Origin of the sequence: Leucobacter luti, assembly GCF_050310065.1 — a bacterium.
Taxonomy (GTDB): Bacteria; Actinomycetota; Actinomycetes; order Actinomycetales; family Microbacteriaceae; genus Leucobacter; species Leucobacter luti_B.
Genome location: NZ_CP190007.1, coordinates 2,318,912 through 2,339,601 on the forward strand (window position 1 = coordinate 2,318,912; position 20,690 = coordinate 2,339,601).

The 20,690-nt window shown below is 67.8% G+C and carries 20 protein-coding genes and 1 tRNA gene; 3 read left to right on the forward strand and 18 right to left on the reverse strand.

What is annotated here, in order from left to right:
• Positions 1-32 precede the first annotated feature (32 nt).
• The 9 genes from ACOPJ3_RS10575 to ACOPJ3_RS10615 all read right to left on the reverse strand — a co-directional run bounded on the left by ACOPJ3_RS10575 (position 33) and on the right by ACOPJ3_RS10615 (position 10,710).
• Positions 33-1,127, reverse strand: a complete 1,095-nt coding sequence (locus ACOPJ3_RS10575) for a carboxylate-amine ligase (protein WP_427869128.1) — start codon at positions 1,125-1,127, stop codon at positions 33-35.
• A 108-nt stretch (positions 1,128-1,235) separates the two neighbouring features.
• Complete coding sequence (locus ACOPJ3_RS10580; RefSeq protein WP_427869129.1) at positions 1,236-2,861, reverse strand: alkaline phosphatase family protein; 1,626 nt, start codon at positions 2,859-2,861, stop codon at positions 1,236-1,238.
• 184 nt (positions 2,862-3,045) lie between these two features.
• The gene (locus ACOPJ3_RS10585) at positions 3,046-3,834 is read right to left on the reverse strand and encodes a fumarylacetoacetate hydrolase family protein (RefSeq protein ID WP_427869130.1); all 789 of its coding nucleotides are present in this window, start codon (positions 3,832-3,834) and stop codon (positions 3,046-3,048) included.
• Between the two features lie 3 nt (positions 3,835-3,837).
• Positions 3,838-4,935 carry a branched-chain amino acid aminotransferase gene (locus ACOPJ3_RS10590; RefSeq protein WP_427869131.1) on the reverse strand — a complete coding sequence of 366 codons (1,098 nt, stop codon included), beginning with the start codon at positions 4,933-4,935 and terminating at the stop codon, positions 3,838-3,840.
• A gap of 70 nt (positions 4,936-5,005) precedes the next feature.
• Complete coding sequence (locus tag ACOPJ3_RS10595) at positions 5,006-6,076, reverse strand: 3-isopropylmalate dehydrogenase (RefSeq protein ID WP_427869132.1); 1,071 nt, start codon at positions 6,074-6,076, stop codon at positions 5,006-5,008.
• Between the two features lie 220 nt (positions 6,077-6,296).
• A tRNA-Glu gene (locus tag ACOPJ3_RS10600) sits at positions 6,297-6,369 on the reverse strand.
• Between the two features lie 106 nt (positions 6,370-6,475).
• Positions 6,476-7,681, reverse strand: a complete 1,206-nt coding sequence (locus ACOPJ3_RS10605) for an AI-2E family transporter (RefSeq protein WP_427869133.1) — start codon at positions 7,679-7,681, stop codon at positions 6,476-6,478.
• A gap of 40 nt (positions 7,682-7,721) precedes the next feature.
• Complete coding sequence (thrC, locus tag ACOPJ3_RS10610; RefSeq protein WP_427871219.1) at positions 7,722-9,149, reverse strand: threonine synthase; 1,428 nt, start codon at positions 9,147-9,149, stop codon at positions 7,722-7,724.
• Between the two features lie 67 nt (positions 9,150-9,216).
• The gene (locus tag ACOPJ3_RS10615; protein WP_427869134.1) at positions 9,217-10,710 is read right to left on the reverse strand and encodes a GuaB1 family IMP dehydrogenase-related protein; all 1,494 of its coding nucleotides are present in this window, start codon (positions 10,708-10,710) and stop codon (positions 9,217-9,219) included.
• A gap of 359 nt (positions 10,711-11,069) precedes the next feature.
• On the opposite strand from ACOPJ3_RS10615, the gene ACOPJ3_RS10620 reads away from it, so the two are divergent.
• The gene (locus tag ACOPJ3_RS10620; protein ID WP_427869135.1) at positions 11,070-11,867 is read left to right on the forward strand and encodes a DUF4190 domain-containing protein; all 798 of its coding nucleotides are present in this window, start codon (positions 11,070-11,072) and stop codon (positions 11,865-11,867) included.
• A 112-nt stretch (positions 11,868-11,979) separates the two neighbouring features.
• Entirely contained in the window at positions 11,980-12,417 is a 438-nt protein-coding gene (mscL, locus tag ACOPJ3_RS10625; RefSeq protein ID WP_427869136.1) for a large conductance mechanosensitive channel protein MscL, read from the forward strand.
• 89 nt (positions 12,418-12,506) lie between these two features.
• Here the strand turns inward: mscL and ACOPJ3_RS10630 are convergent, their stop codons facing one another.
• Positions 12,507-13,916, reverse strand: a complete 1,410-nt coding sequence (locus ACOPJ3_RS10630; RefSeq protein ID WP_427869137.1) for a dipeptidase — start codon at positions 13,914-13,916, stop codon at positions 12,507-12,509.
• A gap of 99 nt (positions 13,917-14,015) precedes the next feature.
• Here ACOPJ3_RS10630 and ACOPJ3_RS10635 point away from each other — a divergent pair, with 99 nt between their 5' ends.
• A complete protein-coding gene (locus tag ACOPJ3_RS10635; protein ID WP_427869138.1) occupies positions 14,016-14,204 on the forward strand; it encodes a hypothetical protein in 189 nt (62 codons plus the stop codon).
• 206 nt (positions 14,205-14,410) lie between these two features.
• On the opposite strand, the gene ACOPJ3_RS10640 is transcribed toward ACOPJ3_RS10635, so the two are convergent.
• The 8 genes from ACOPJ3_RS10640 to ACOPJ3_RS10675 form a co-directional block, all read right to left on the reverse strand.
• A complete protein-coding gene (locus ACOPJ3_RS10640) occupies positions 14,411-15,094 on the reverse strand; it encodes a LuxR C-terminal-related transcriptional regulator (protein ID WP_427869139.1) in 684 nt (227 codons plus the stop codon).
• A 4-nt stretch (positions 15,095-15,098) separates the two neighbouring features.
• The gene (locus tag ACOPJ3_RS10645) at positions 15,099-15,578 is read right to left on the reverse strand and encodes a nuclear transport factor 2 family protein (RefSeq protein WP_427869140.1); all 480 of its coding nucleotides are present in this window, start codon (positions 15,576-15,578) and stop codon (positions 15,099-15,101) included.
• A gap of 127 nt (positions 15,579-15,705) precedes the next feature.
• The gene (locus tag ACOPJ3_RS10650) at positions 15,706-16,266 is read right to left on the reverse strand and encodes a TetR/AcrR family transcriptional regulator (protein WP_427869141.1); all 561 of its coding nucleotides are present in this window, start codon (positions 16,264-16,266) and stop codon (positions 15,706-15,708) included.
• 140 nt (positions 16,267-16,406) lie between these two features.
• Complete coding sequence (locus ACOPJ3_RS10655; RefSeq protein WP_427869142.1) at positions 16,407-17,066, reverse strand: signal peptidase I; 660 nt, start codon at positions 17,064-17,066, stop codon at positions 16,407-16,409.
• Positions 17,063-18,361, reverse strand: coding sequence for an RICIN domain-containing protein (locus tag ACOPJ3_RS10660; protein WP_427869143.1), 1,299 nt, complete (start codon positions 18,359-18,361; stop codon positions 17,063-17,065). Before ACOPJ3_RS10660 ends, ACOPJ3_RS10655 begins: the two co-directional genes overlap by 4 nt.
• A 65-nt stretch (positions 18,362-18,426) precedes the next feature.
• Positions 18,427-18,750: a hypothetical protein gene (locus ACOPJ3_RS10665; protein WP_427869144.1), complete on the reverse strand. Its 324-nt coding sequence runs from the start codon at positions 18,748-18,750 to the stop codon at positions 18,427-18,429.
• Positions 18,751-19,054: 304 nt separating this feature from the next.
• The gene (locus ACOPJ3_RS10670) at positions 19,055-19,654 is read right to left on the reverse strand and encodes an alternate-type signal peptide domain-containing protein (protein WP_427869145.1); all 600 of its coding nucleotides are present in this window, start codon (positions 19,652-19,654) and stop codon (positions 19,055-19,057) included.
• A gap of 292 nt (positions 19,655-19,946) precedes the next feature.
• Positions 19,947-20,561 (reverse strand): hypothetical protein, encoded by a 615-nt coding sequence (locus tag ACOPJ3_RS10675; protein WP_427869146.1) that lies wholly within the window; start codon positions 20,559-20,561, stop codon positions 19,947-19,949.
• Positions 20,562-20,690 lie beyond the last annotated feature (129 nt).

Below are 20,690 nucleotides of genomic sequence, written 5' to 3' on the forward strand. Positions count from 1 at the left end.
CGAATGGCTCCGGATCAGGATCCGGGACCGGATCAGCCGGAGGCGCTGCGGTAAAGCTCGAGGAGCCCCGCGATGCCGCCCTCCCGCCAGGTCAGGAGCTGGCGGTTCGCCGGCCCGCCGTCGGCGCGGCGGCCCGCGACGTACGCGCGAACGCGGTCGAGGTCGCCAGCAGCGGCGAGCTCGTCACCGACGTGCTCGACCAGGGCCTCGATGACCGCGAACGCCGGCTCCCGCTCACCCGTGCGCGGGTCGACGAGCTCGCTCCCGAGCCCGTTGCGCGCGGCGAGCCAGGAGGCGCCGCGCAGGAGGTCCGGCTGGGCGGGCACGAACGGAGCGCCTGCCGCGGCCTCCCGCAGTGCGCGTGCGACGAGCGCCCGGTACAGCATCGCGTAGGCGACGGCGTCCTCAGAGCGGAGCTGCGCGTCCGCGGTCCGGATCTCGATCGTCGGGAAGCGCTCCGAGAGCCTGATCGACCAGTTCACGAGCGCGCGGTCGAGGAGCGCGCCCGCGCTCACGAGGCCGTCGACGACCCGGTCGTACTCGGCAGCATCGGCGAACGCCGGCGGATACCCCGATGAGGGCCACTGCTGCAGCGACAGGTATCGCCAGCAGGCGTATCCCGTCTCGTCGCCGAGCCAGACCGGAGAGTTCGCGGTGAGCGCGATGAGCACGGGCGTCCAGGGCGCGATGCGCGAGATCGCCTCGATCCCCGCGTCCCGGCTCGGCACCTCGACGTGCACGTGCGTGCCGGTCGAGTAGTACCGCGAGACCATGCCCCGCATCGTGCGGTCGATCTCGAGATACCTGGGCTTCTCCACAATCCGGCCGGGGATTTCGCCGCCGAGCGGCGGCAGGCCTGCGCCCGCGAGCACCAGGCCGAGATCCTCCGCGGCGCGCGCGGCGCTGGAGCGGAACTCGACGAGCGAGCCCTCGGCGTCCTCCGCGGCGTCGCACACGGGCGTGGCCGTCTCGAGCTGGCTGTGGAAGAACTCGTGCTCGGCCCTGAGCTCCGGCAGCGCTGCGATGATCTCGTCCGAGCCGTCGCGCGGGATCCCGGTCTCGGCGTCGAGCAGCAGGAACTCCTCTTCGACGCCGAACCTTGGCGCCTTCGGTACTGTGGCGTTCACGCGCGCCTCCCCTCCGTGCGGGAATTCAAGTGTGGCATGCGTACCCCATCAGGAAAAAGTTGAGTTGCAAGGTGACGAAGCTGCGGTCGGCCACGGGGGATCACGCGATCACTCATTCCCCGCACCGAACAGCCCGTCGCCGTACTTCGTCAGGATCCGGTACGCCTCCGCAAACGTCTGAGGCGGGTGCGCCTTCTCGTCGGCGTCGCCGTAAAGCGCAATGAGAATGCCGATGAGGCCCTTCGCCGGAGGGCTGAGCGGCCGGTCCGGGTGCTCAGCAGCCGGGTGATCAGTGTCCTCGAGATTCGGCGGCACGTACGCCGGAGAGGTCTGCGGCCAGTCCGATCCGTGGCGCGGCACCGCGCGGTTGAAGGCGCCCGCAAGAGTCCTGGCACCGCTGTCCCGCCTCGTGAGCGGTTCGAGGCCGAAGCGCTCGCACAGCGTTGCAGCAAGCGCGCCGTGGTGTATCTCCTCACGGAACACGCTGCCCTCCTCCACGTGCGCAGAAACGAGGATCGCAGGCACCCGGCAGCCGAGCCGATCGAACGCGAACCCCATCTCGCCCTGACCCGAGTCGTCAGGTGGCGTCGCCGAGGGAGGCGCGACATGGTCGTAGGTGCCTCCGTGCTCGTCGAACGTGATAAGGAGCGCGGTATTCAGGTAGCTCGATCCTGTGGCTGCAGTGGAATTCCTGATCGCTGTATAGATCTCGTGGATCAGTGCCTCACCAGCACGGACATCGGAAATCGCACCGTCGAGCACCTCTTTCCCGTCGACGGCGCCCTCCTCGAAACTGCCCGTGGGAGGGTGAAAGTCGTTGTGGTTGAAGATCATCCGCGGTTCGATAAAGGAGTATTCCGGGAGGGTGCCCTCGGCGACGTCCCTGTGGAAGTCTGCCATCGTCGCGAAGTGCTCAGTCTTCCAGAACTTCTTCAGCACGGGCTCGTGAATGACCCCCGTGAACGAGACCAGCTGCAACTCGTCAAAGTAGATCCGCCAGTCGAGACCGGCCTCCTCGAGACGGTTAAACACCGTCGGCGTCGGGGCCGCATGGATCCACTTGTCGTAGCCGCCGCCTGCGAGGTTGGTCACGAAGCCGTGCGAAGTCGAGGCGTGAAAGAAGCTGCGATTGCAGAAGGTCTGGCTCGGCACCGCGCAATGCCAGGCGTCAAACACGCCAAACCCGCGGGCGAGCGTCGAGAGCACGGGAAGCATCTTGGGGTCGAAAGAACCCATGATCACCTCGCGCTCGCTCGGCGTCGGCGCGCGCCCAGTGAGCCGCGCGAACTCACCCTCGTAATCGAGCACAAACCCCGACATCGTCGGCTTTCCCGTGTGCTCAGGCAAGTTAAATGGCGGCCGCATCTCGGCCACCTCGAGACCGCGATTCTCCCGGTCGAGATGCCCGAACAGCTGGGTATTGACGTGCGGGTACTCCTCGCCGGGATCCGGATCCGGGCGCTGCATGATGCGGTCAGTCGGCCCAGCGTGCACGTGGGCGGGTACGGCTGTCCCGTCTGCAGCCTGGTTCGAATAGTCGCCGTAGGCGAGCCCGGCGAACCCGCCCCCGTCGCGCGGCGGGTTGTCGGGGGTGTACAGGTAGCCGAGGAGATTGTCGAAGGAGCGATTCTCCCCCATCACGACGACGAGGTGATCGAATCCCGGCGAGGAGCGGGGCTTCGGAATGGAGAAGCGCTCGGGAAGATACGGAGTACCGGAAAACCCGGAATCCATGATCGCGCGGGCTCCAGCGATCCCGCCGGCGCCAATCGCGGCCCCGGCCGCAAGGATCCCGCCGCCTTTCAGTAGGCTTCGCCGACTGGGCCCCCGCGCAGCATCGTCCGGGCGGTCGCCTGCAGCCTTCTTTGGTCTTCCCACCATTGGGCCCCCGTCGGATTGGAACTCTGGGAGCGCCAGACTACCGGACCGGGTTACGCAGAATCCCGATTCCCTCGATCTCGACCTCGACCGTGTCGCCGGCTTCGAGCAGGCCCACTCCGGCCGGCGTGCCCGTCAGGATCACGTCGCCCGGGAGCAGCGTGAACGCCTGCGAGGCGAAGGCGACGATCCGCGCGAGCGAGAAGATGAGCTGCGAGGTGCGGCCCTCCTGGCGAGTCTCGCCGTTCACGCGGGTCACGACGCGCGCGTCCGCGAGATCCGGATCCGTCTCGATCACCGGCCCGAGCGGGCAGAACGTGTCAAAGCCTTTGCCACGGGTCCACTGCCCGTCCTTGAGCTGCAAGTCGCGGGCCGTGACGTCGTTCGCGCAGGTGAAGCCAAAGACGTACTTGAGCGCGTCCTCCTCGGGCACGTCCTTCGCGACGGCGCCGATGACGAGGGCGAGCTCACCCTCGTGTTCCACCCGATCCGAGATCGCGGGCCGGACGATCGCGTCGCCCGGGCCGATCACGGACGTGTTCGGCTTCAGGAAGATGAGCGGCTCATCGGGGATGCCGCCGCCCGTGACGCCCTTCATCTCCTCGACGTGGTCGGCGTAGTTCTTGCCGACGCACACGACCTTCGAGCGTGGGATCACGGGCGCGAGCAGGCGCACGTCCTCGAAGCGGAGGCGGCGGCCCGTCGTATCAAAACCCGCGACGATCGGGTCGGCGAGCAGCTCGACGATCTCGATCCCGTCGCCATTCTCCGCCTCGTCGAGGATCCCGAACGAGATCTCGCCCTCGGCCTGGAAGCGTACGACCTTCATGACTTAGCCCTTCGCCTCGACGATCGTCTCGAGCCAGCCGTGCCGGTCCTCGCGCAGCCCGAACTGGATCCCGGTCAGCTCCTCGCGGAGCGACATCGTGAGCTCGCCGGGGGCGGCATCGCCGAAGTCGATCGAGAAGTCCCTGGTCTTGAGCTCGCGAATCGGGGTGATCACTGCAGCCGTGCCGCAGGCGAAGGCCTCGGTGATGCTGCCGTCGGCGACGCCGTCGCGCCATTCGCTCACCGTGACCGCGCGCTCCTCGACCGCGTGGCCGCGATCCTTCGCGAGCTGAATCAGGCTGCGGCGGGTGATCCCGTCGAGGATGTTGCCGTTGAGGGCGGGCGTGAGGAGCGTGCCGTCGCGCTTCACGAGGAAGAGGTTCATGCCGCCGAGCTCGTCGATCGTGTCCTCGGTCTGCGAGTCCGTGAAGAGCACCTGCTGGCATCCGTTATCCGCGGCCTCCTGCTGCGGGAGCAGCGAGGCCGCGTAGTTGCCGCCGCACTTCGCGGCGCCCGTGCCGCCGTGGCCGGCGCGGGCGAGCGTCTCAGACAGCCAGATCGACACCGGCTTCACGCCGCCCGTGAAGTACGGGCCGGCGGGGCTCGCGATGACGAGGAAGCGGGCGCGCTCCGCCGCGCGCACGCCGAGGAAGCTCTCGTCGGCGATCACGAACGGGCGGAGGTAGAGGCTCTGATCCGCGCCGCTTGGCACCCAGTCCGCGTCGATCGACACGAGCTGCCTAATCGCCTCGACGAACAGCTCCTCGGGGAGCTGGGGCAGCGCGAGGCGCACGGCCGACTCGTTCATGCGGCGCGCGTTCGCCTCGGGGCGGAATGTGACGATCGCGCCATCCGCCGTGCGGTACGCCTTCAGCCCCTCGAAGATCTCCTGGCCGTAGTGCAGCACCGAGGAGGCCGGGTCCATCGGGATCGGGCCGTACGGGATCACCTCGGCGTCGTGCCAGCCTGCGTCCTTCGTCCACATGATCGAGACCATGTGATCGGTGAAGTAGTTGCCGAAGCCGGGATCCGCGAAGATCTCAGCGCGCTTCTCGGCGGGCAGGCGGTCGGCCTCGGTGTGGCGGAATTCCAGGTTCGTCATCGGTGTGCTCTCTCGCGTGGTGCGCGTGCTGCGCGTGGTGCGCGGTTGAAGTTGGTGGTGCCGCCGGCGCTCAGGCCGCTCGGCTCGGGAGCTGCGCGATCACCGCGTCGCCCACCTCGGCGGTCGAGCGGGCGGCCGCCTGCTCGCCGCGAGAAGCCAGGTCGGCGCGCACGGCGCCGCGGATGCGCTCGGCCTCGGCGGTGAGCCCCAGGTGATCGAGCATGTTCGCCGCGGAAAGGATCGCCGCGGTCGGGTCCGCCTTCTGCTGCCCCGCGATGTCGGGCGCAGATCCGTGAACGGGCTCGAACATGCTCGGGAACGAGCCGTCGGGATTGATGTTGCCGGAGGCTGCGAGCCCGATGCCGCCGCCAATGGCGCCGGCCAGGTCCGTGAGGATGTCACCGAACAGGTTATCAGTCACGATCACGTCGAAGCGCGCCGGATCCTGCACCATGTGGATCGTCGCCGCGTCGACGTGCATGTAGTCGACCGCGATGTCCGGGTACTCGGCGGCCACGGCCTCGACGATGCGCTGCCAGGTGGCGCCGGCGTGCACGAGCACGTTGGTCTTCGCGACCCAGGTCAGCTTCTTGCGGGGGCGCTTCGACGCGGTCTCGAACGCGTAGCGGACCACGCGCTCGATGCCGAAGGCGGTGTTGACCGAGACCTCGGTCGCGACCTCGTTCGGGGTGTCGGGGCGGAGGCGGCCGCCGTTGCCGGCGTACGGCCCCTCGGTGCCCTCGCGGACGACCACGAAGTCGACCTCGCCCGGGTTCTTGAGCGCCGACTCGACGCCGGGAAAGAGCGTGCACGGGCGCACGTTGGCATAGTGCTCGAAGTCGAAGCGGAGCTTCAGGAGGAGGCCGCGCTCGATGTTCGCGCTCTTCAGGCGGGGGTCGCCCGGCACGCCGCCGACCGCTCCGAAGAGGATCGCGTCGTGCTCAGCGATGGCCGCCTGCTCCTCGGCCGGGAGGGTGTCGCCGGTCTCGAGGAAGCGCTCCGCACCGAGCTTGAATACCGTGCGGTTAAGGGTGACGTCGCCGCCCTCGAGCGCCGCGTCGAGCACGCGATTCGCCTGCTCGATCACCTCGGGTCCGATGCCATCGCCTGGGATGACTGCGAGCTTGATGGTGCGGGTCACTGAGCGCTCCTCTTCGTGCCGAAACAGACTCCCCCATCCTACCCGCACCCCGCCTTGCCGGTTCTGCTCTCCAGGTGTGCTTTATCGCGGATATTTGCGACATGGAGAGCAGAACCGGCAAGGCGGACGGACGGCGGGGGGGCTCGGCGCGTCGACACAGGCGAAACCCGGCGGGAACGCAAAAGAGCCTCACCCGAAGGTGAGGCTCTTCTGTTTCCGGTGACCCCAGCGGGATTCGAACCCGCGTTACCGCCGTGAGAGGGCGGCGTACTAGGCCGCTATACGATGGGGCCGGACGCTGTTTCGCGCTTCAGGATCTTCCCCCGCCGCGCTGGCAACTCATATATCTTGACACAAGCCCCCGCGTCCCGCAAAATCGGGGCGTGCATCCCGGGTGTGTCACGCCGCGCGGCGCGGATCCCCCGCGAATTCTTCCGCTCGCGGCCTGAACCACTTCGCCGGCAACTCGGGCCCGTCCCAGACCTGGATGATGCCCCAGGCGACGGCCGCGATGGGCACCGCGAGCACCGCCCCGAGCACGCTGCCGAGCAGGGTGCCGACGGTCAACGCGAGCAGGATGACGAGCGAGTGCAGCTTCAGCGCGCGCCCCATGAGGACCGGCTGCAGGAAGTTGCCCTCGAGCTGGTTCACGAGCACCACGACGCCCACGACGAGCACCGCGTTGATCGGCCCGTTGGCGACGAGCGCGACGAGCGCCGCGAGGATCCCGGCGAGGGTCGCACCCACGATCGGGATGAACGCGAGCACGAACACGAGCACCGAGAGCGGCAGGGCGAGCGGTACGCCGAGAATCAGCAGGCCGACGCCGATGCCCACCGCGTCGACCGCGGCAACCGCCGCCGTGCCACGCACATAGGAGCCGAGCGTCGAGACCGTCTTCGTTCCCGCTCGACGGGCGCGGGCGAGCCCCTCGCCGCGGAAGGGGCGCAGCAGGAACTGCCAGATGTGCGGCCCGTCCTTCAGGAAGAAGAAGAGCACGACGACCATGAGCACGAGCCCCGTGATGAACGAGGTGACCGCGCTCACACCGGCAATCGCACCCGAGCCGAACTGGCTGCTCGTGACGAAGTCGGTGATCTGGCCGCGCCACTCCTCCAGCTGATCCGAGAGCTCATTGTCGCTCGGGGCGAACGGCAGGGTGTGCACCCAATCGATGACCTGGTCGAACCCGGACTGCGCTTGCGAGGAGAGTTCGTCCCACTGGTCGCGCACGGCCCAGACGATCAACCAGCCGACTCCGGTGAGCAGCAGCACGATCGTGAGCAGCACGATCACGGTGGCGAGCGCGGCAGGAACCCGATGGGAGACCAACCAGCGCATCACCGGGGAAAACGTGCTTGCGAGGATGAGCGCGAGCAGGATCGGGATCACGACCGTGCTCAGTGTGCGCATGCCGATCACCACGATGGCGGTGAGCGCGAGCACGATCAGCACCTGCAGCGCCCGAGTCGCGATCAGCCCGAATGCGTCGCCCCAGGCCCCGGCCGCCTTCCGCCCCTCGACGACGCGCTCGACTTCCTCGCCGGCGCGCCTCTCGATTGCGGCCTCGGCGAGCCGCCGTTCTCTGCGCGTCCTCCCGAACATTCGCGTCTCTTCCTTCCGTCGTCGGTCAGGGGCGCCGCGTCTACGTGAGTGCGCGCGCCGCGATGTACTCGCGGAGTTCGCTCTCATCGTCGGCCATCTCGGTGACCCGCTGCGGCAGCTCGAGCAGCCCCGCGAGGTGCTCGGGCATGCCGAGCCGCAGCCCGGTCGCCTCGAACACGATGTCGGGGAACTTCTCGGGCTTCGCCGTCTCGAGCACGAGCATCGGCACGCCCTCCTCGACGTGCTCGCGCGCCACCTTCACGCCGTCTGCGGTGTGCGGGTCGATCACGACGCCGCTCGCCTCGTGCGTCGCGCGGATCGTGGCGACGCGGTCGGCGTGCGTGCTCGTGCCGCTCTGGAACCCGAACTCCTCGACGAAGCGCGGCAGCTCGGCCCGCAGGTCGATCCTCCCGGTCTCGGCGAGCTCGGCCCAGGCGGCGGAGAGCCGCTCCGGGTCCCGCCCCAGCAGGTCGAAGATGAATCGCTCGAGGTTCGACGCCTTCGAGATGTCCATCGACGGGCTCGAGGTCGCGTGGGTCTCTGCGGCCCCGCGGGGCGCGTAGATCCCGGTACGGAAGAACTCGTCGAGCACGTTGTTCTCGTTCGCGGCGAGCACCAGGCGCCGGATCGGGAGGCCCATCGACTTCGCGATGTGCCCCGAGAGGATGTTGCCGAAGTTGCCGGACGGCACGGTGAACGACACCTCGTAGCCCGCCCGCTCGCCCGGGGCGACCGCGTCGCTCGCGCGCAGCCAGGACCAGATGTAGTAGACCATCTGGGCGCTGATGCGGCCGAGGTTGATCGAGTTGACGGTGCCGAGCGCGTTCGCGCGTTTGAACTCGAGGTCGCCCGAGAGCGACTTCACGAGGTGCTGGCAGTCGTCGAAGACTCCTGCCACCGCGATGTTGTGGATGTTCGCATCCTCCAGCGAGTACATCTGCGCGCGCTGGAAGTCGCTCATGCGACCCTGCGGCGAGAGCATGAACACCGCGATCCCGTCCTTGCCACGCAGCGCGTACTCGGCCGCGGATCCTGTGTCTCCCGAGGTTGCCCCGATGATGTTGAGGGTGCGGTCCAGCTTGCCCAGCACGTACTCAAGCGCCTGCCCGAGGAACTGCATCGCCATGTCCTTGAAGGCGAGCGTTGGCCCCTCCGAGAGACCGACGAGCGTGATCCCGCCGTCGATCGGCGTGAGCGGAACGATCTCGGGCGAAACGAACTTCTCCCCACTGTAGGCGGCACGGCACATGCGCGCGAGGTCTTCGCGCGGGATGTCGGTCGCGTAGAGCCCCAGCACCTCGGTCGCGAGGTCTGCGTAGTCGAGGCCGCGCCACGCTTCGAGCACGGCCGCATCGATCTGCGGAATCACCTCCGGCACGACGAGCCCGCCGTCTGTGGCGAGGCCCTCCAACAGGATCGCGCTGTACGGTGCCGGCTCCATGCCGCCGCGGGTCGAGATGTACTTCACCATGCTCCTCCGGTCGTTGCGCACCCATTCTATTCAGGAGCATCTGACATTCACGGGATGTGCCCCGTCACCAACTGACCGGCAGCGCCTTTCCCTCCTCGTAGCCTGCGGCGGACTGCAGTCCGACCCTGGCGCGCACGTGGAAGGCTGCGACGTCGCCGGCGCCAGCGTAGGTAAAGGACGATCGGACCCCCGAGGTGATCATGTCGAGGAGATCCTCGACGCTCGGCCGCTGCGGATCGAGGTAGATCTTCGACGACGAGATTCCTTCCGCGAACAGCTCCTTCCGCGCGCGTTCGAACGCGTCGAGCGCTCCGAAGCGGCCCTTGACGGCCTTCGTCGACGCCATGCCCCACGACTCCTTGTACTGGCGTCCGTCGCCGTCACTCAGGAGCTCACCGGGCGACTCGGCCGTGCCCGCGAACCAGGATCCAATCATGACGGAGGCCGCGCCAGCGGCGAGCGCGAGCGCGACGTCGCGTGGGTAGCGCACGCCCCCGTCCGCCCACACGTGCGCGCCCAGCTCGCGGGCCGCGAGCGAGGCCTCGAGCACGGCGGAGAACTGCGGGCGGCCGACCGCGGTCATCATTCGGGTGGTACACATGGCGCCGGGGCCGACGCCGACCTTCAGGATCGACGCGCCGGCCTCGACGAGATCCTTCACGCCGTCGGCGGTGACGATGTTGCCCGCCACGATCGGGAGCCCGAGGCCGAGATCCGAGATCGCCGACAGCGCACGGAGCATGCCCTCCTGGTGCCCGTGCGCCGTGTCGACGACGAGCGCGTCGGCGCCCGCCTCGGCGAGCTGCTTCGCGCGGCCGGCCGCGTCCCCGGTGATGCCGACGGCGGCCGCGACCGCGAGGCGGCCGTCGCCGTCGAGGGCGGGCCGATAGACGGATCGACGCAGCGCGCTGCGCTGCGTCAGGATCCCGAGCAGCGCGCCGCCGCGCTCGAAGGCCACGGCTTCGGCGCCGCTCGCCTCGAGGGCCTCGGTCACGGCGTCGAATGCCGCGCGGGGCTCGGCGAGCACCTCCTCGCCGAGCACGGGCACCTCGGTGCGCACCAGATCGCGCAGCACGGCGTCCTCGGGGACTGCGGCGAGGCGCTCGGCGCTCAGGATCCCGCGCACCCGCGAGACGGGGATCCCGCCTGTGGGCAGCGCGGGGTCCATTCCTCCAGCCCCCTCCACGACAACAACGCACTGGCCCGGCGCGAGCGGGACGTGGCGGAGCGCCTCTGCGGCCGTCGCCTCCGGAGGAAGCACCACGGGCGTATCGACCTGCGCCGGCTGCTCTTTGACCCACCGGATCGCCTCGGCCGTGTCGGAGAACGCGAGATCCTGCGGCAGCACGGCGAGCCCGCCGCGGCGGGCGAGCACGGCCGCGAGCCGCGGACCGGCGACGGCGTTCATGTTCGCGGCGACGAGCGGAAGCGTCGCCGGGGTGCCGTCACCCGGCGAGAGATCGACGCGCAGCCTGCTGCCAACCTCCGAGTGGCTCGGCACGAGGAACACGTCCGAATACGTCAGGTCGACTGAGGGTGGTGCACCGATGAACTCCATGGGCACAACGCTATGCCATGCGGGCCGGGAAGCGGCGGCCACAATTCCATATCGGCGCACGGCGAATCTCCCCGCGACGCATAGGATGTTGATGGGCGGATCCAAGCACCCGCCCGAGTCAGACACGGCGCACCGTCGGCAAATGCCAGCGGTACCGCCTGACAACCGAAACGCAGAAGGAGCGGTGCCCCGCAATGTCCGACCCGAATCTCCCCGGCGATAGCTCTCCTGAGCAGCCGACGACGCCGCCCGCCCCGAGCACGCCGACCCCGCCGAACGCACCGACCCCGCCGAACGCACCGACCCCGCCGTCGTCGCCGACGCCACCCCCTGCGCCCAGGCCCGGAGAAACCTCGGTGATGCCGAATATCGAGCCGCCGCAGCCGAGCCAGGCCCCGCCGCAGCAGCCGGCCGCTCCCCAGATCCAGCAGCCCGCCCCGCAGCAGCCGGCACCGCAGCAGCCTACTCCGGCGCAGTTCCAGCCGTCGCAGCCGGGCCCACCGGCGCCCCCGGCTCCCCCGGTGCCCCCGCAGCCGGTCCAGCCCGGTTACGCCCCGCAGGGCGCCCCGAGCTCTCAGCCGCCGCTCAACGCGCTCGCGCTCGTCTCCTTCATCGGATCGTTCTTCGTCAGCCTCGTCGGCATCATCTGCGGCCACATCGCACTCTCGCAGATCAAGAAGTCGGGCGAGCGCGGCCGCGGCTTCGCGCTCGCGGGCACCATCATCGGTTACGTCAGCGCTGCGCTCACGATCCTCGCTGTGATCTCGATGTTCGTCATCGGCGGGATCTTCACGACCGCGGCGGTCTCCACGCTCGGAGAGAGCGATTCGTCGACTACCGAGATGGCGCCGGGCACGACCACCCCGTTCGATGACCCCGCCGACGAGGGTCCCTCCATGGACAGCTCCGACGGTGAGTACTCGGCCGAGTTCTGCGCCGCTCTCGAGACGTTCATGACCGAGACCGAGAGCATGACCGGCACCGAGGCCCCGAAGGGCCTCATCGACGCCGCGGACAAGCTCGCCGGGATTCCGAGCCCGAACCAGAGCCTGTACAAGGACTACGCGAACTTCCTGCGCGACCCGATGTCGGCGGATCCCTCGGTCATCGAGGAATCCATGACGATCATGCCTCAGGACTACCTGGCCTGCATGTAGTCCTTCTTGCCCCTCATCCGAGCGACCCCGCCAGGCATTTTGGGCGGGGTTTCTCGTGATTACTGCCTGTTCAGGCTATTGTTATCCAGTCAATCTCTGGGAGGAGAGTTCAGTGTTCAAAGGCTTCAAGGAGTTCCTGCTGCGCGGGAATGTCGTCGATCTCGCGGTCGCCGTGGTCATCGGCGCGGCGTTCGGTGCGGTCGTCGACAAGTTCGTTTCGGCACTCATCAACCCGATCATCGGCATGGTGTTCCAGGCGGATTCGCTTGATGGTGCGCTGAAGGTCGCGCTGCCCGGCGGCGGCGCGCTCGCCTTCGGTGAGATTATCGGCGCGCTCATCAACTTCGTCGCGGTCGCGTTCGTCGTGTACTTCGCCTTCGTGCTCCCGATGAACAAGCTGCGCAAGCCCGCCGAGGCGGAGCCGGAGGGCGCAACGCAGGAGGAGCTCCTCGCCGAGATCCGCGACCTGCTCGCCCAGCAGGGCGGCGCCGCAGCCGCGGCCCCCGCGCCGGGCAACGGCACCCCCGACGCTCCGGGGCACCGCCACTAGGCGGCTTCGTTCGGCGCCTCGCCGAGACACGACAGGGGGCGGCATCGAGTGCATCGATGCCGCTCCCTGCTGTCTGTGCGGGATCCGGATCAGGCCGTCCGCGCGTCGACCCGCGCGAGGAAGAGCGCCTCGCTGAGCAGCGCCTTCTCAAACGCGGCGAGGTGCAGCGACTCGTTCGGGCTGTGCGCCCTGCCGTCGGGATCCTCGACCCCCGTCACGAGAATCTGGGCGCCGGGAAACTCCTCGACGAGCTCGGCGATGAACGGGATCGAGCCGCCCACGCCCATGTCGACCGGCTCGCGCTGCCACGCCTCGGCCATCGCCTCGCGCACCTCCGCGACCGCCCATCCGCTCGTGTCCACGAGGAAGGACTGCCCGAGGCCGGGGTCCTCGAACGTCAGCTGCGCGCCGAACGGCGCACGCTCCTCGAGGTGCTTCCGGATCGCGGCGTACGCCTCGGCCGGATCCTGGCCGGGCGCGACGCGGGCGCTCACCCGCACGCGCACGCTCGGGATCAGCGTGTTCGACGCGTTCGCCACGTCCGGGGCGTCGATCCCGGTCAGCGTGATCGCGGGCTGCGCCCAGATCCGGGACAGGATCTCGCCCGCGCCCGCCGGACGCACGCCCGGCAGGAGACCCGACTCGAGGCGGAGCCGCTCCTCGTCGTACTCGGGGAAGTCGAGGCGTGCGGTCTTCAGGCCCGCGACGGCCACCGATCCGTCCTCGTTCCACAGGGTGCCGAGCAGCATGGCCGCCGCCATCATCGCGTCGGGAACCGCCCCGCCGAACATGCCGGAGTGCGACGCGCGGTCGAGCGTGTCAATCCGGAGATTGAAGGCCGCCGCGCCGCGCAGCGCGACCGTGAGCCCCGGGGTCTCCTCGTCCCAGTTACTCGAGTCCGCGACGATGATGGCGTCGGCCGCGAGCAGCTCGCGGTTCTCGCGGAGGAAGTTGCCGAACGACTGCGAGGCCCACTCCTCCTCGCCCTCGATGAAGAGGGCGATCCCGAGGCCGAGCTCGCGCCCCTCGCGCTCCGCCGCCTGAGCCAGCGCGCGGATCGCGCCGAGGTGGGCCATGACACCTGCCTTGTCGTCCGCGGCGCCGCGCCCGTACATCCGGCCGTTGCGCCGCGTCGGCTCGAAGGCTGGCGACTCCCACGCCTCTTCCTTACCCGGGGGCTGCACGTCATGGTGGGCGTAGAGGAGCACGGTCGGCATCCCTGGCTTCGGCTCGCGGCGCGCGACGACGGCCGGCTGCCCGAGTTCGGTGCCGCCCTCGATGGGCGCGCGGCGGATATCCACCACGTCGAAGACGCCGGTGTCCCGCACGAGCTCGGCGATCGCCTCGGCACTCGCCGCGACGTGTGCCGGGTCAAACGCCGGCCACGACACGGACGGGATGCGCACGAGCGCCTCGAGGTCTTGGAGCGTGTCTTCGAACTGCTCGGCGACGATTTCGCGCAGCGCGCTTGCGGTGTTTTCTCGATCCTGTTCAGCCACTCGTTCTTCCGTTCGTCTCTGTCGCGGACGGGGCGCCCTCGACGCATCGATCACCCTACTCCCCGCCACCGACAGCCGGGCCGGGCGTAGGCTGGAGATATGACCGACGATCGTGAACGCAGCTCCAAGAACCTCTCTATCGCCTGGATCGTCTGCGGCGTCGTCCTGGGCGGCGGAGTTGGCGCGATGCTCGGGGGGCTCATGGGCTGGGTCGGTTTCGGTGCGGGCGTCGGGCTGGCGATCGGCGCGGTGGCCGGCTTCATCCTCGGATCACCGAAACAGGACTGACCCGAGCGGCCGCCCCACCGTTGGTGGGGACTCCCGGTGGGGCGACCTGTTCGGGTGCCTCGCCGGGCGACAGTCCGCGAGGCGCGGCTCGTGCAATCGTGAAGACGGGGATTGATCACCCGGGGGGGGGGCGAGCCGCTCATTCCATGGTCCCGGTCAGAGCGAGAAATGAGGAGTCTCACCCGTCACGAAAGCCCTGACAGGTGTCACGCGGCGTGCACTCCGGGTTCGAGCCACCCTCGATCCACCGCCGCCTCCGCGGCGAGGTATCGATTTCGGGCGTGCGTCTTCTGAATCGCGCTCGAGAGCAGGTTCCGCACGGTTCCCGCAGACAGGAAGAGTGAGCGCGCGATCTCCTCCGTGGAAAGCCCGCTGCGGACCGCCCTGAGCGCGTCTGCCTCGCGCTCTGTCAGGGGCGACGTCCCGCGATTGAGCAGGCGGAACATCTGTCCGCGGGGCAGAAGCGTGGTGTCTCCGCGACGCGTACCCGCTGCGACGATCGTCGCGATGAGCTCCTCGGGAGAGGCCGAGAGCTCGACGAGCGCCGCGATCCCGGAGCTGATCGCCGCAGCGATCCGAGAGGGCGCGGTCTCTCCCGTGCAGAGCACCACGCGCATGTCTGGCCTCAGCGCGGAGAGCCGTGCGATGAGCTGAGGGGTGTGGTCGGCGCCGTCGAACTCCGCGTCGAGGAGGAGCACGAACGGCGATGCGGCCGCCGGGTCGTCGAGACTTGATTCGAGCTCTGCGACGGTCACTGCGGTGCCGCGGATCCTGACCTCGGCGGCGTCGGCGAGGAGCGCCGCGAGTGCACTCGAGACGAGCGAGTGCCGCACCGCGATGAGCACCGGGATCCCGACCCCAGGGCTCGCGGGGTTCGATACTGTCCCCATCCCGCTAGGCACGCTCCCGCGCCTCTGCCGCATCGTCCTCGATCGGTCTCCCGTGCGCCTCTGGCTCGCCACTCGCCGCGACGGCGTCGAGGGCGCGCTCAAGCACCTGCAGATCCTCGAGCGACTCGATGTCACTCACCCGCCCCCAACGAATCGTCATGAACTGGAACAGGGTGTTCTCGTAGCGTGCGCCGCCGGGGATGGCTCCCGCGACGGAGAGGCGCACCGCGATCCTGGTTCGCGCCGGGCCGCCGTTCACGAGCACTTCGTGCACCGTGAAGCGTGCGCCGGGCAGGAGCCTCATCACGCGTTGCCACCAGGCAATCATCGAGCTGCGCGTGGTACGAACTCCCCCGAGCGCGTGCTCCCCGTGGAATCGATAACGGAAGGGCGCGTCGAGCCCGTCGACCATCGCCTCCCAGTCTCCCCCATTGATGTGGTCGAAGGTGGCGAGCACCTTCCGCCGCACGATCGCGTGATACATCGCATTTCCTCCCCGGCCGCATGACCGACGCCATTACGCAACGTGCAGTAACGCTAGCACAGAGGACTTACGTTGCGTAACGAAACACCATCTCGGTGGACCTTCGAGCCGCGGGGCGGCCGTGAAGTTACACGCGCGAAGCGGCGCTCTTCACTGGCGAGCGAACGCCCAGGTAGGTCAGCGCGACATCGACGGTCTGATCCACCAGGCGATCGTCGATCGATTCGAAACCGGGCAACATCGAGCGCATCAGCATGGGGCCAACGAGAATATCCATGATCACGCCAGGATTTCTCTCCGCCCCGAATTCCTTGCGGAGCGCCGCGCGCATGAGGATCGCCACGAGCGTTTCGGTGCGGGGCCCCAGGAAGCCGTTGACGAACGTCTGCGCCTGATCCGGGTGCGCCGTCAGGTACGCGAGCCAGCCGGCCATCCCCTGCCTCACGAGGGGATCGTCGAAGATCTTCCGCTGCGCTTCCTGAAACGCGATCAGATCGAGTTCGAGTGAGCCTTCGTCGATGTGCCTGCCCAGATCGTGCCGGGAGGCAATGATCGCTGGGATCATGTCTCCGACCTGGGAAAACCTTCGGTAGAAAGCGGGCTTCGTCGTGCCTGCCCGCTTGACGATCGCGTCAATGGTGACGGCTGGAAAACCGTCTCGCACTATCAGCTCCGTCGCTGCCCTCACGAGGGCAAGGTCGATTCTTTGATCCCGGGGTCGCCCAGCTCCTATGGCCACGTCAGCCTTTCGTCCTCGTCCTTTCCCCCGCGTTCAGAGTACCGCGAACGACTTCATTCGGCACGGAAACGAATTATTTGGTCTCAACTTCACCCGTTGACAACGGAATTTTTGGTCGGTTGACTGTGCAGTTTGCGCAGTCGCCTGCGATCTCGGATCCAGGACAGCAGCATGACGCCCGCATAGACGAACAGCGCGGCGACCACTCCCCGGACCGTCCACGCACCAACCTCGCCGGTGAAGAGCCTCGTGACCCAGCCGAGGTAGGGAATTGAGTATCGGACCGTCCCCACGATCTGCACTTCCTCGACGAATCCCTCGTCCGGAAGGTCGTTATTGTCCCCCTGCGTAAGGAACACCGTGCTCCCGTCCACCCTGATGAGCCGCTGCATCACCCGGTGCGTCACCAGGAGCGGCTCACCGCTGCGCAACTGATAGGTGAGCACATCACCCACTTTGACGTCGGCGGCGCGCACCGGCATCGTGACGACCATCGTCCCCGGAGGGAGCGTCGGCTCCATTGATGAGGTCAACACGGTGAGCGCCCGCCCACCGCCGGCCGCCGGAAGCGCAATCGCCAGCAGGGCGATGAGACCGATACTCAGAATGATGCCGACCATGACCCCGGAGGAGAGCGCCGACCACGCCTCGCGCAGTCGGGCTTTCCCGGCGCTGGGCTGTCGCCCCACGGCCTCCTGGGGCTCTTCTTGCCCAACGGCTTCGGCCTCGAATGCACCCGGTTCGGTCATTCGGAGCCGAAACCCTTCACCGGCTGAACCCCGCCACCGGGGATCACCCTGAACTGGAGGTCATCCCAGATGACATTGCCGTCCTCGTCTCTGATCTGAGCGAAATGCACCCCGGAGAAAATGGCGCGATCCGTCGTGATCGACTTCGATCTGGAGCCCTTCAGCGATCCTCGGGGATCCCAGTTGATCCCGCTGCGAATGAACAAGGTGAAGGTCTTCGATTTCGCGAACGCGGGCACGTCGATCCTGATGCGCCACCCCACCTGGGAGACCTCGAGCACACCCTGCTGCATCACGAGCTGTGACTCCTCCGAACAGTCGACGGTCCCTCGCGCGACATTGCCCGCTTCACGCGAGACCTGCAAGCATGTGCCGTCGACTGCGGAAACAAGCTGCACCCGGTTGCCCGAGATGCGCTGCACATACCACTGCACGGCAGCACTTCCCTGACTCGAGGCACCCAGCAGCAGCTGCTGCGAGCCGTCGCCCCCGACACCGACGCGCATGCCGGGAGCGTGCATCGGCTGGAGCATCACCAGGTTGTCGGCACCCGCAACCGGCAGGGGCCGGAAGTATTGATTAGCGCCGTCCTCGCATGTCCAGGAAATGGCATTCGCCCCAGCGGCTTCGCTCTCCCTCGCGATGTCCAGACAGAGCGACGGATCAGCCGCGAGCGACAACTTGAACCATGGGGAGGTGGTCTTCGGAAGCCACTCATCCGGCGCAAGCGGGTAGACGTGGCTGGTCTCCTGATGCACGGTCAACGCCGACGAGCGAGCGCCCCACCCATCCGCGACGAGCGAGGCGGAAATGACCGGGTCCGCGGCAGAGCTTCCCTGCGCGCTGGCGATTGACTCGCGCTGCTCCGGGTCGATCGCGGATCGCACGCAGTATCTCGCCGAAGCGCCCGGTTCGAGCCGGCCGGGCGAAGGGGGAGCAACGGCCGACCACGTCCCGCGCGCGACTCCAGATTGTGGTTCAAACGCGCACCCGTCCGCCGTTTCCAGCCAGATCGAAACGGGCAGTTGTTCGGCGAGCGGGCCGCTCGCCGAGATTCCGAGCGCCACCTCGCCTGCGGACTCCCCGGTATTCGTGACGAGGACTGAGCCCGTCCGCGCGAGGTCGCCATGCCGGTTGGTGATCTTCCAGTCCAGGTCAGAGCTTGTCGCTTCCACATCCACGCGCTGGGTCTCGATCCAGGCATACCCGCCCGCGTCGGCTGTCCACCCGCCCCAGGCCGCGCCCCCGCCGGCAAGCGAGCCGAAGACAACGACGCCGGCGACGAACGCGAACACCACACGGCGGCGACGGGTCCGCTGCGCCCTGCGGACTACCCCCGGGACCGCCATTCGCTCCCGGATCATGTGTCGCTCACCTGTGCCCCGTTGAGCGCCAGCGCAAAACTGATCGACTCCCCGCTCAGCGCTGGATCGGCTCCTTGCGGTACCGAAACCTCAAGACACATCATGCGGGTGTCACCAGCTTCGAGGCCTCCCACGTCCTCATGCCGAAAATCCGCGATCGGAGTCAGCGTCCCGCTGAGCCCCGCGACGCACTCCCCCGCAGCAACGATCGGCGTCACACGGAGCATGGCGACCTGCGCCAGCCCCTCTCCCACCGCGTGCATCGCGAGCTGCACCGTCAGCTCAACGTCCCCAGCGTTTTCAATCGTGATCGTGCGCACGGCCGGAGCGTCCGGACTGAGCCGCATCACTCCGAGGGGCGCTTCCCGATGGCCGTCCACATGCAATTCCGCGGTGCCAGCCCGGACCACTCCGCCGGGAGCCACGGCGTGCGCACTGAGCAGTGCGAAGGTGCCGCCCCCCCACGGCGGCACCCAGCACTGTCGCCGCGAACAGGACGACCGCGCCCCCTCCGAGCCGAGAGACACGCCGGATTGACGAGCTCGGCCCCCGTGTAAGCGCTAACTTCTCCACCGCTCCCCACCCGTTCACGTGTGTTCATCTGGCCCGAAGGGATCGCGTCCGCTACGGTTGCACGCTCACCTGGCTGGCCGTGATACCGAAGTCGGTCAGCGAAACGGCGCCGCGCTTCGCAGTATTGTCGAGCGCCGGTGAGCCGGCTGGGTTGTCGAAGGGCCACGCCAGCTCGACCGAGATGTTCACGTCGTAGCTCGTCGCAGAGTCACTGCGGTGCTGGATTCGGGCCGACTGCCCGGATGCGACTGAGGCACCGTTGATCCTCAACGCCGCAGTTTCTGCGAGCCTCCCGCTGAGCGCGACATCCTCGGGCCGCTGCGGATTCGCCGGCACAATTCCGCCCGCAACTACGCTCGCCTCGATATCCAGGTACTTGCCCTGCGCATCAATAGTGAAGTCGCCCGAGTACACGAGAACGTCACCGGGAATGAGCCGAAGGGAGTTCACGTCGGCAGCGGAGAGTGTCCCGTTCGCGTGCTTCACCTGCCACTTTGGATTAGCCTTCGGCTGCAGCTCGAGATAGCCGGCCGTGAGCTGCGCACCCTTCGAGCTTGCTGTGCTGTTCCAGAAGGCAAAGGTAGTGGCACTCCCGAGCAGCAGCGCCGCTCCCGCCCCAGCCGCGATCGTTGCCTTAGTGATCTTCTTCAATGTCTCTTCCCGTCATCTCGTAGGTGTTTGGGCGCACGCCAATAACCCCTGCAGCTGCCCCCAAATGAGTTCCCCGCCGCACGCGTGCTCGTAGACCCCAGAACTGCGGCACACGGAGACCGTCAACGTAGCCCGGGCGTGTCGAGCGAGGCAAACGACACTTGTCGCTTTCCTCAGAAAACTGAGGCGTTCGGGCCAACTATGTGGTTGCATTCACCCTTTTGGTCCGAAATTCGCCTCTCGGTCTGCGTCATGATCCACTAAGGAGGCAGCTCCCCGCGGCGCGCGAATCTCAGTCGCTCGGGGGAAGCTGCACGACATTGATGATGGGCGATTCTGCCATTGCCCGCCCCCGCATGTGCTCGTTGTGTTCCTGCTCCCATCCCGCCAAGATGAAGGACTGCATCGGGAACTCCGTCCACTGGACGACGCGATAGGTTTTCTTCGCTTCACCCCGGTGCTTGATGATGTGGGTGCGATCAATCGGCCACAGATCGACCTCCCTGCCGTCAACCGAGGCGTACCAGTTGCTGCCGACCGAGACGAAGTAGGCCGTGTCGGCGGGGGTCGGATTTTCAATCAGGTTCGCAACCGTTCCATACACGTGCACCTGGATGTCAAAGTCCCCGCCCTCGGCTTCGATTTCGAACACCGACGTCATCCTGAAGCTGGAGTCCGGAACCATTCTGAACGTCTCCACGTCGGCCGGCTCCCATTCGGGATACAGTGTTCCAGCCGCCCGCGAGAAGGTGGGCTCACCGACCGGCCTCACCTCGAGCGTCCCCGCGATGGCCTCGCTGTCGGGGAGCAATTCCGCCCGGTTCCAGTAAGCGAGCGTTCCGCCGACGCCGAGGAGGAGCGCGGATGCGGCCCCGAACGAAATCGTCCCTGTAATGAGCTTCTTCACGTGTGTCATCCCGTCATGGAGTGTGTTCCGGGCGCACGTCACACCCTCCCCCATGACATCTCGCCCCTGAGCACTCGTGGCCACGGCCCAATTCGCGGGGCTCGCCGCGCACGAGAAAGGTAACGCTAA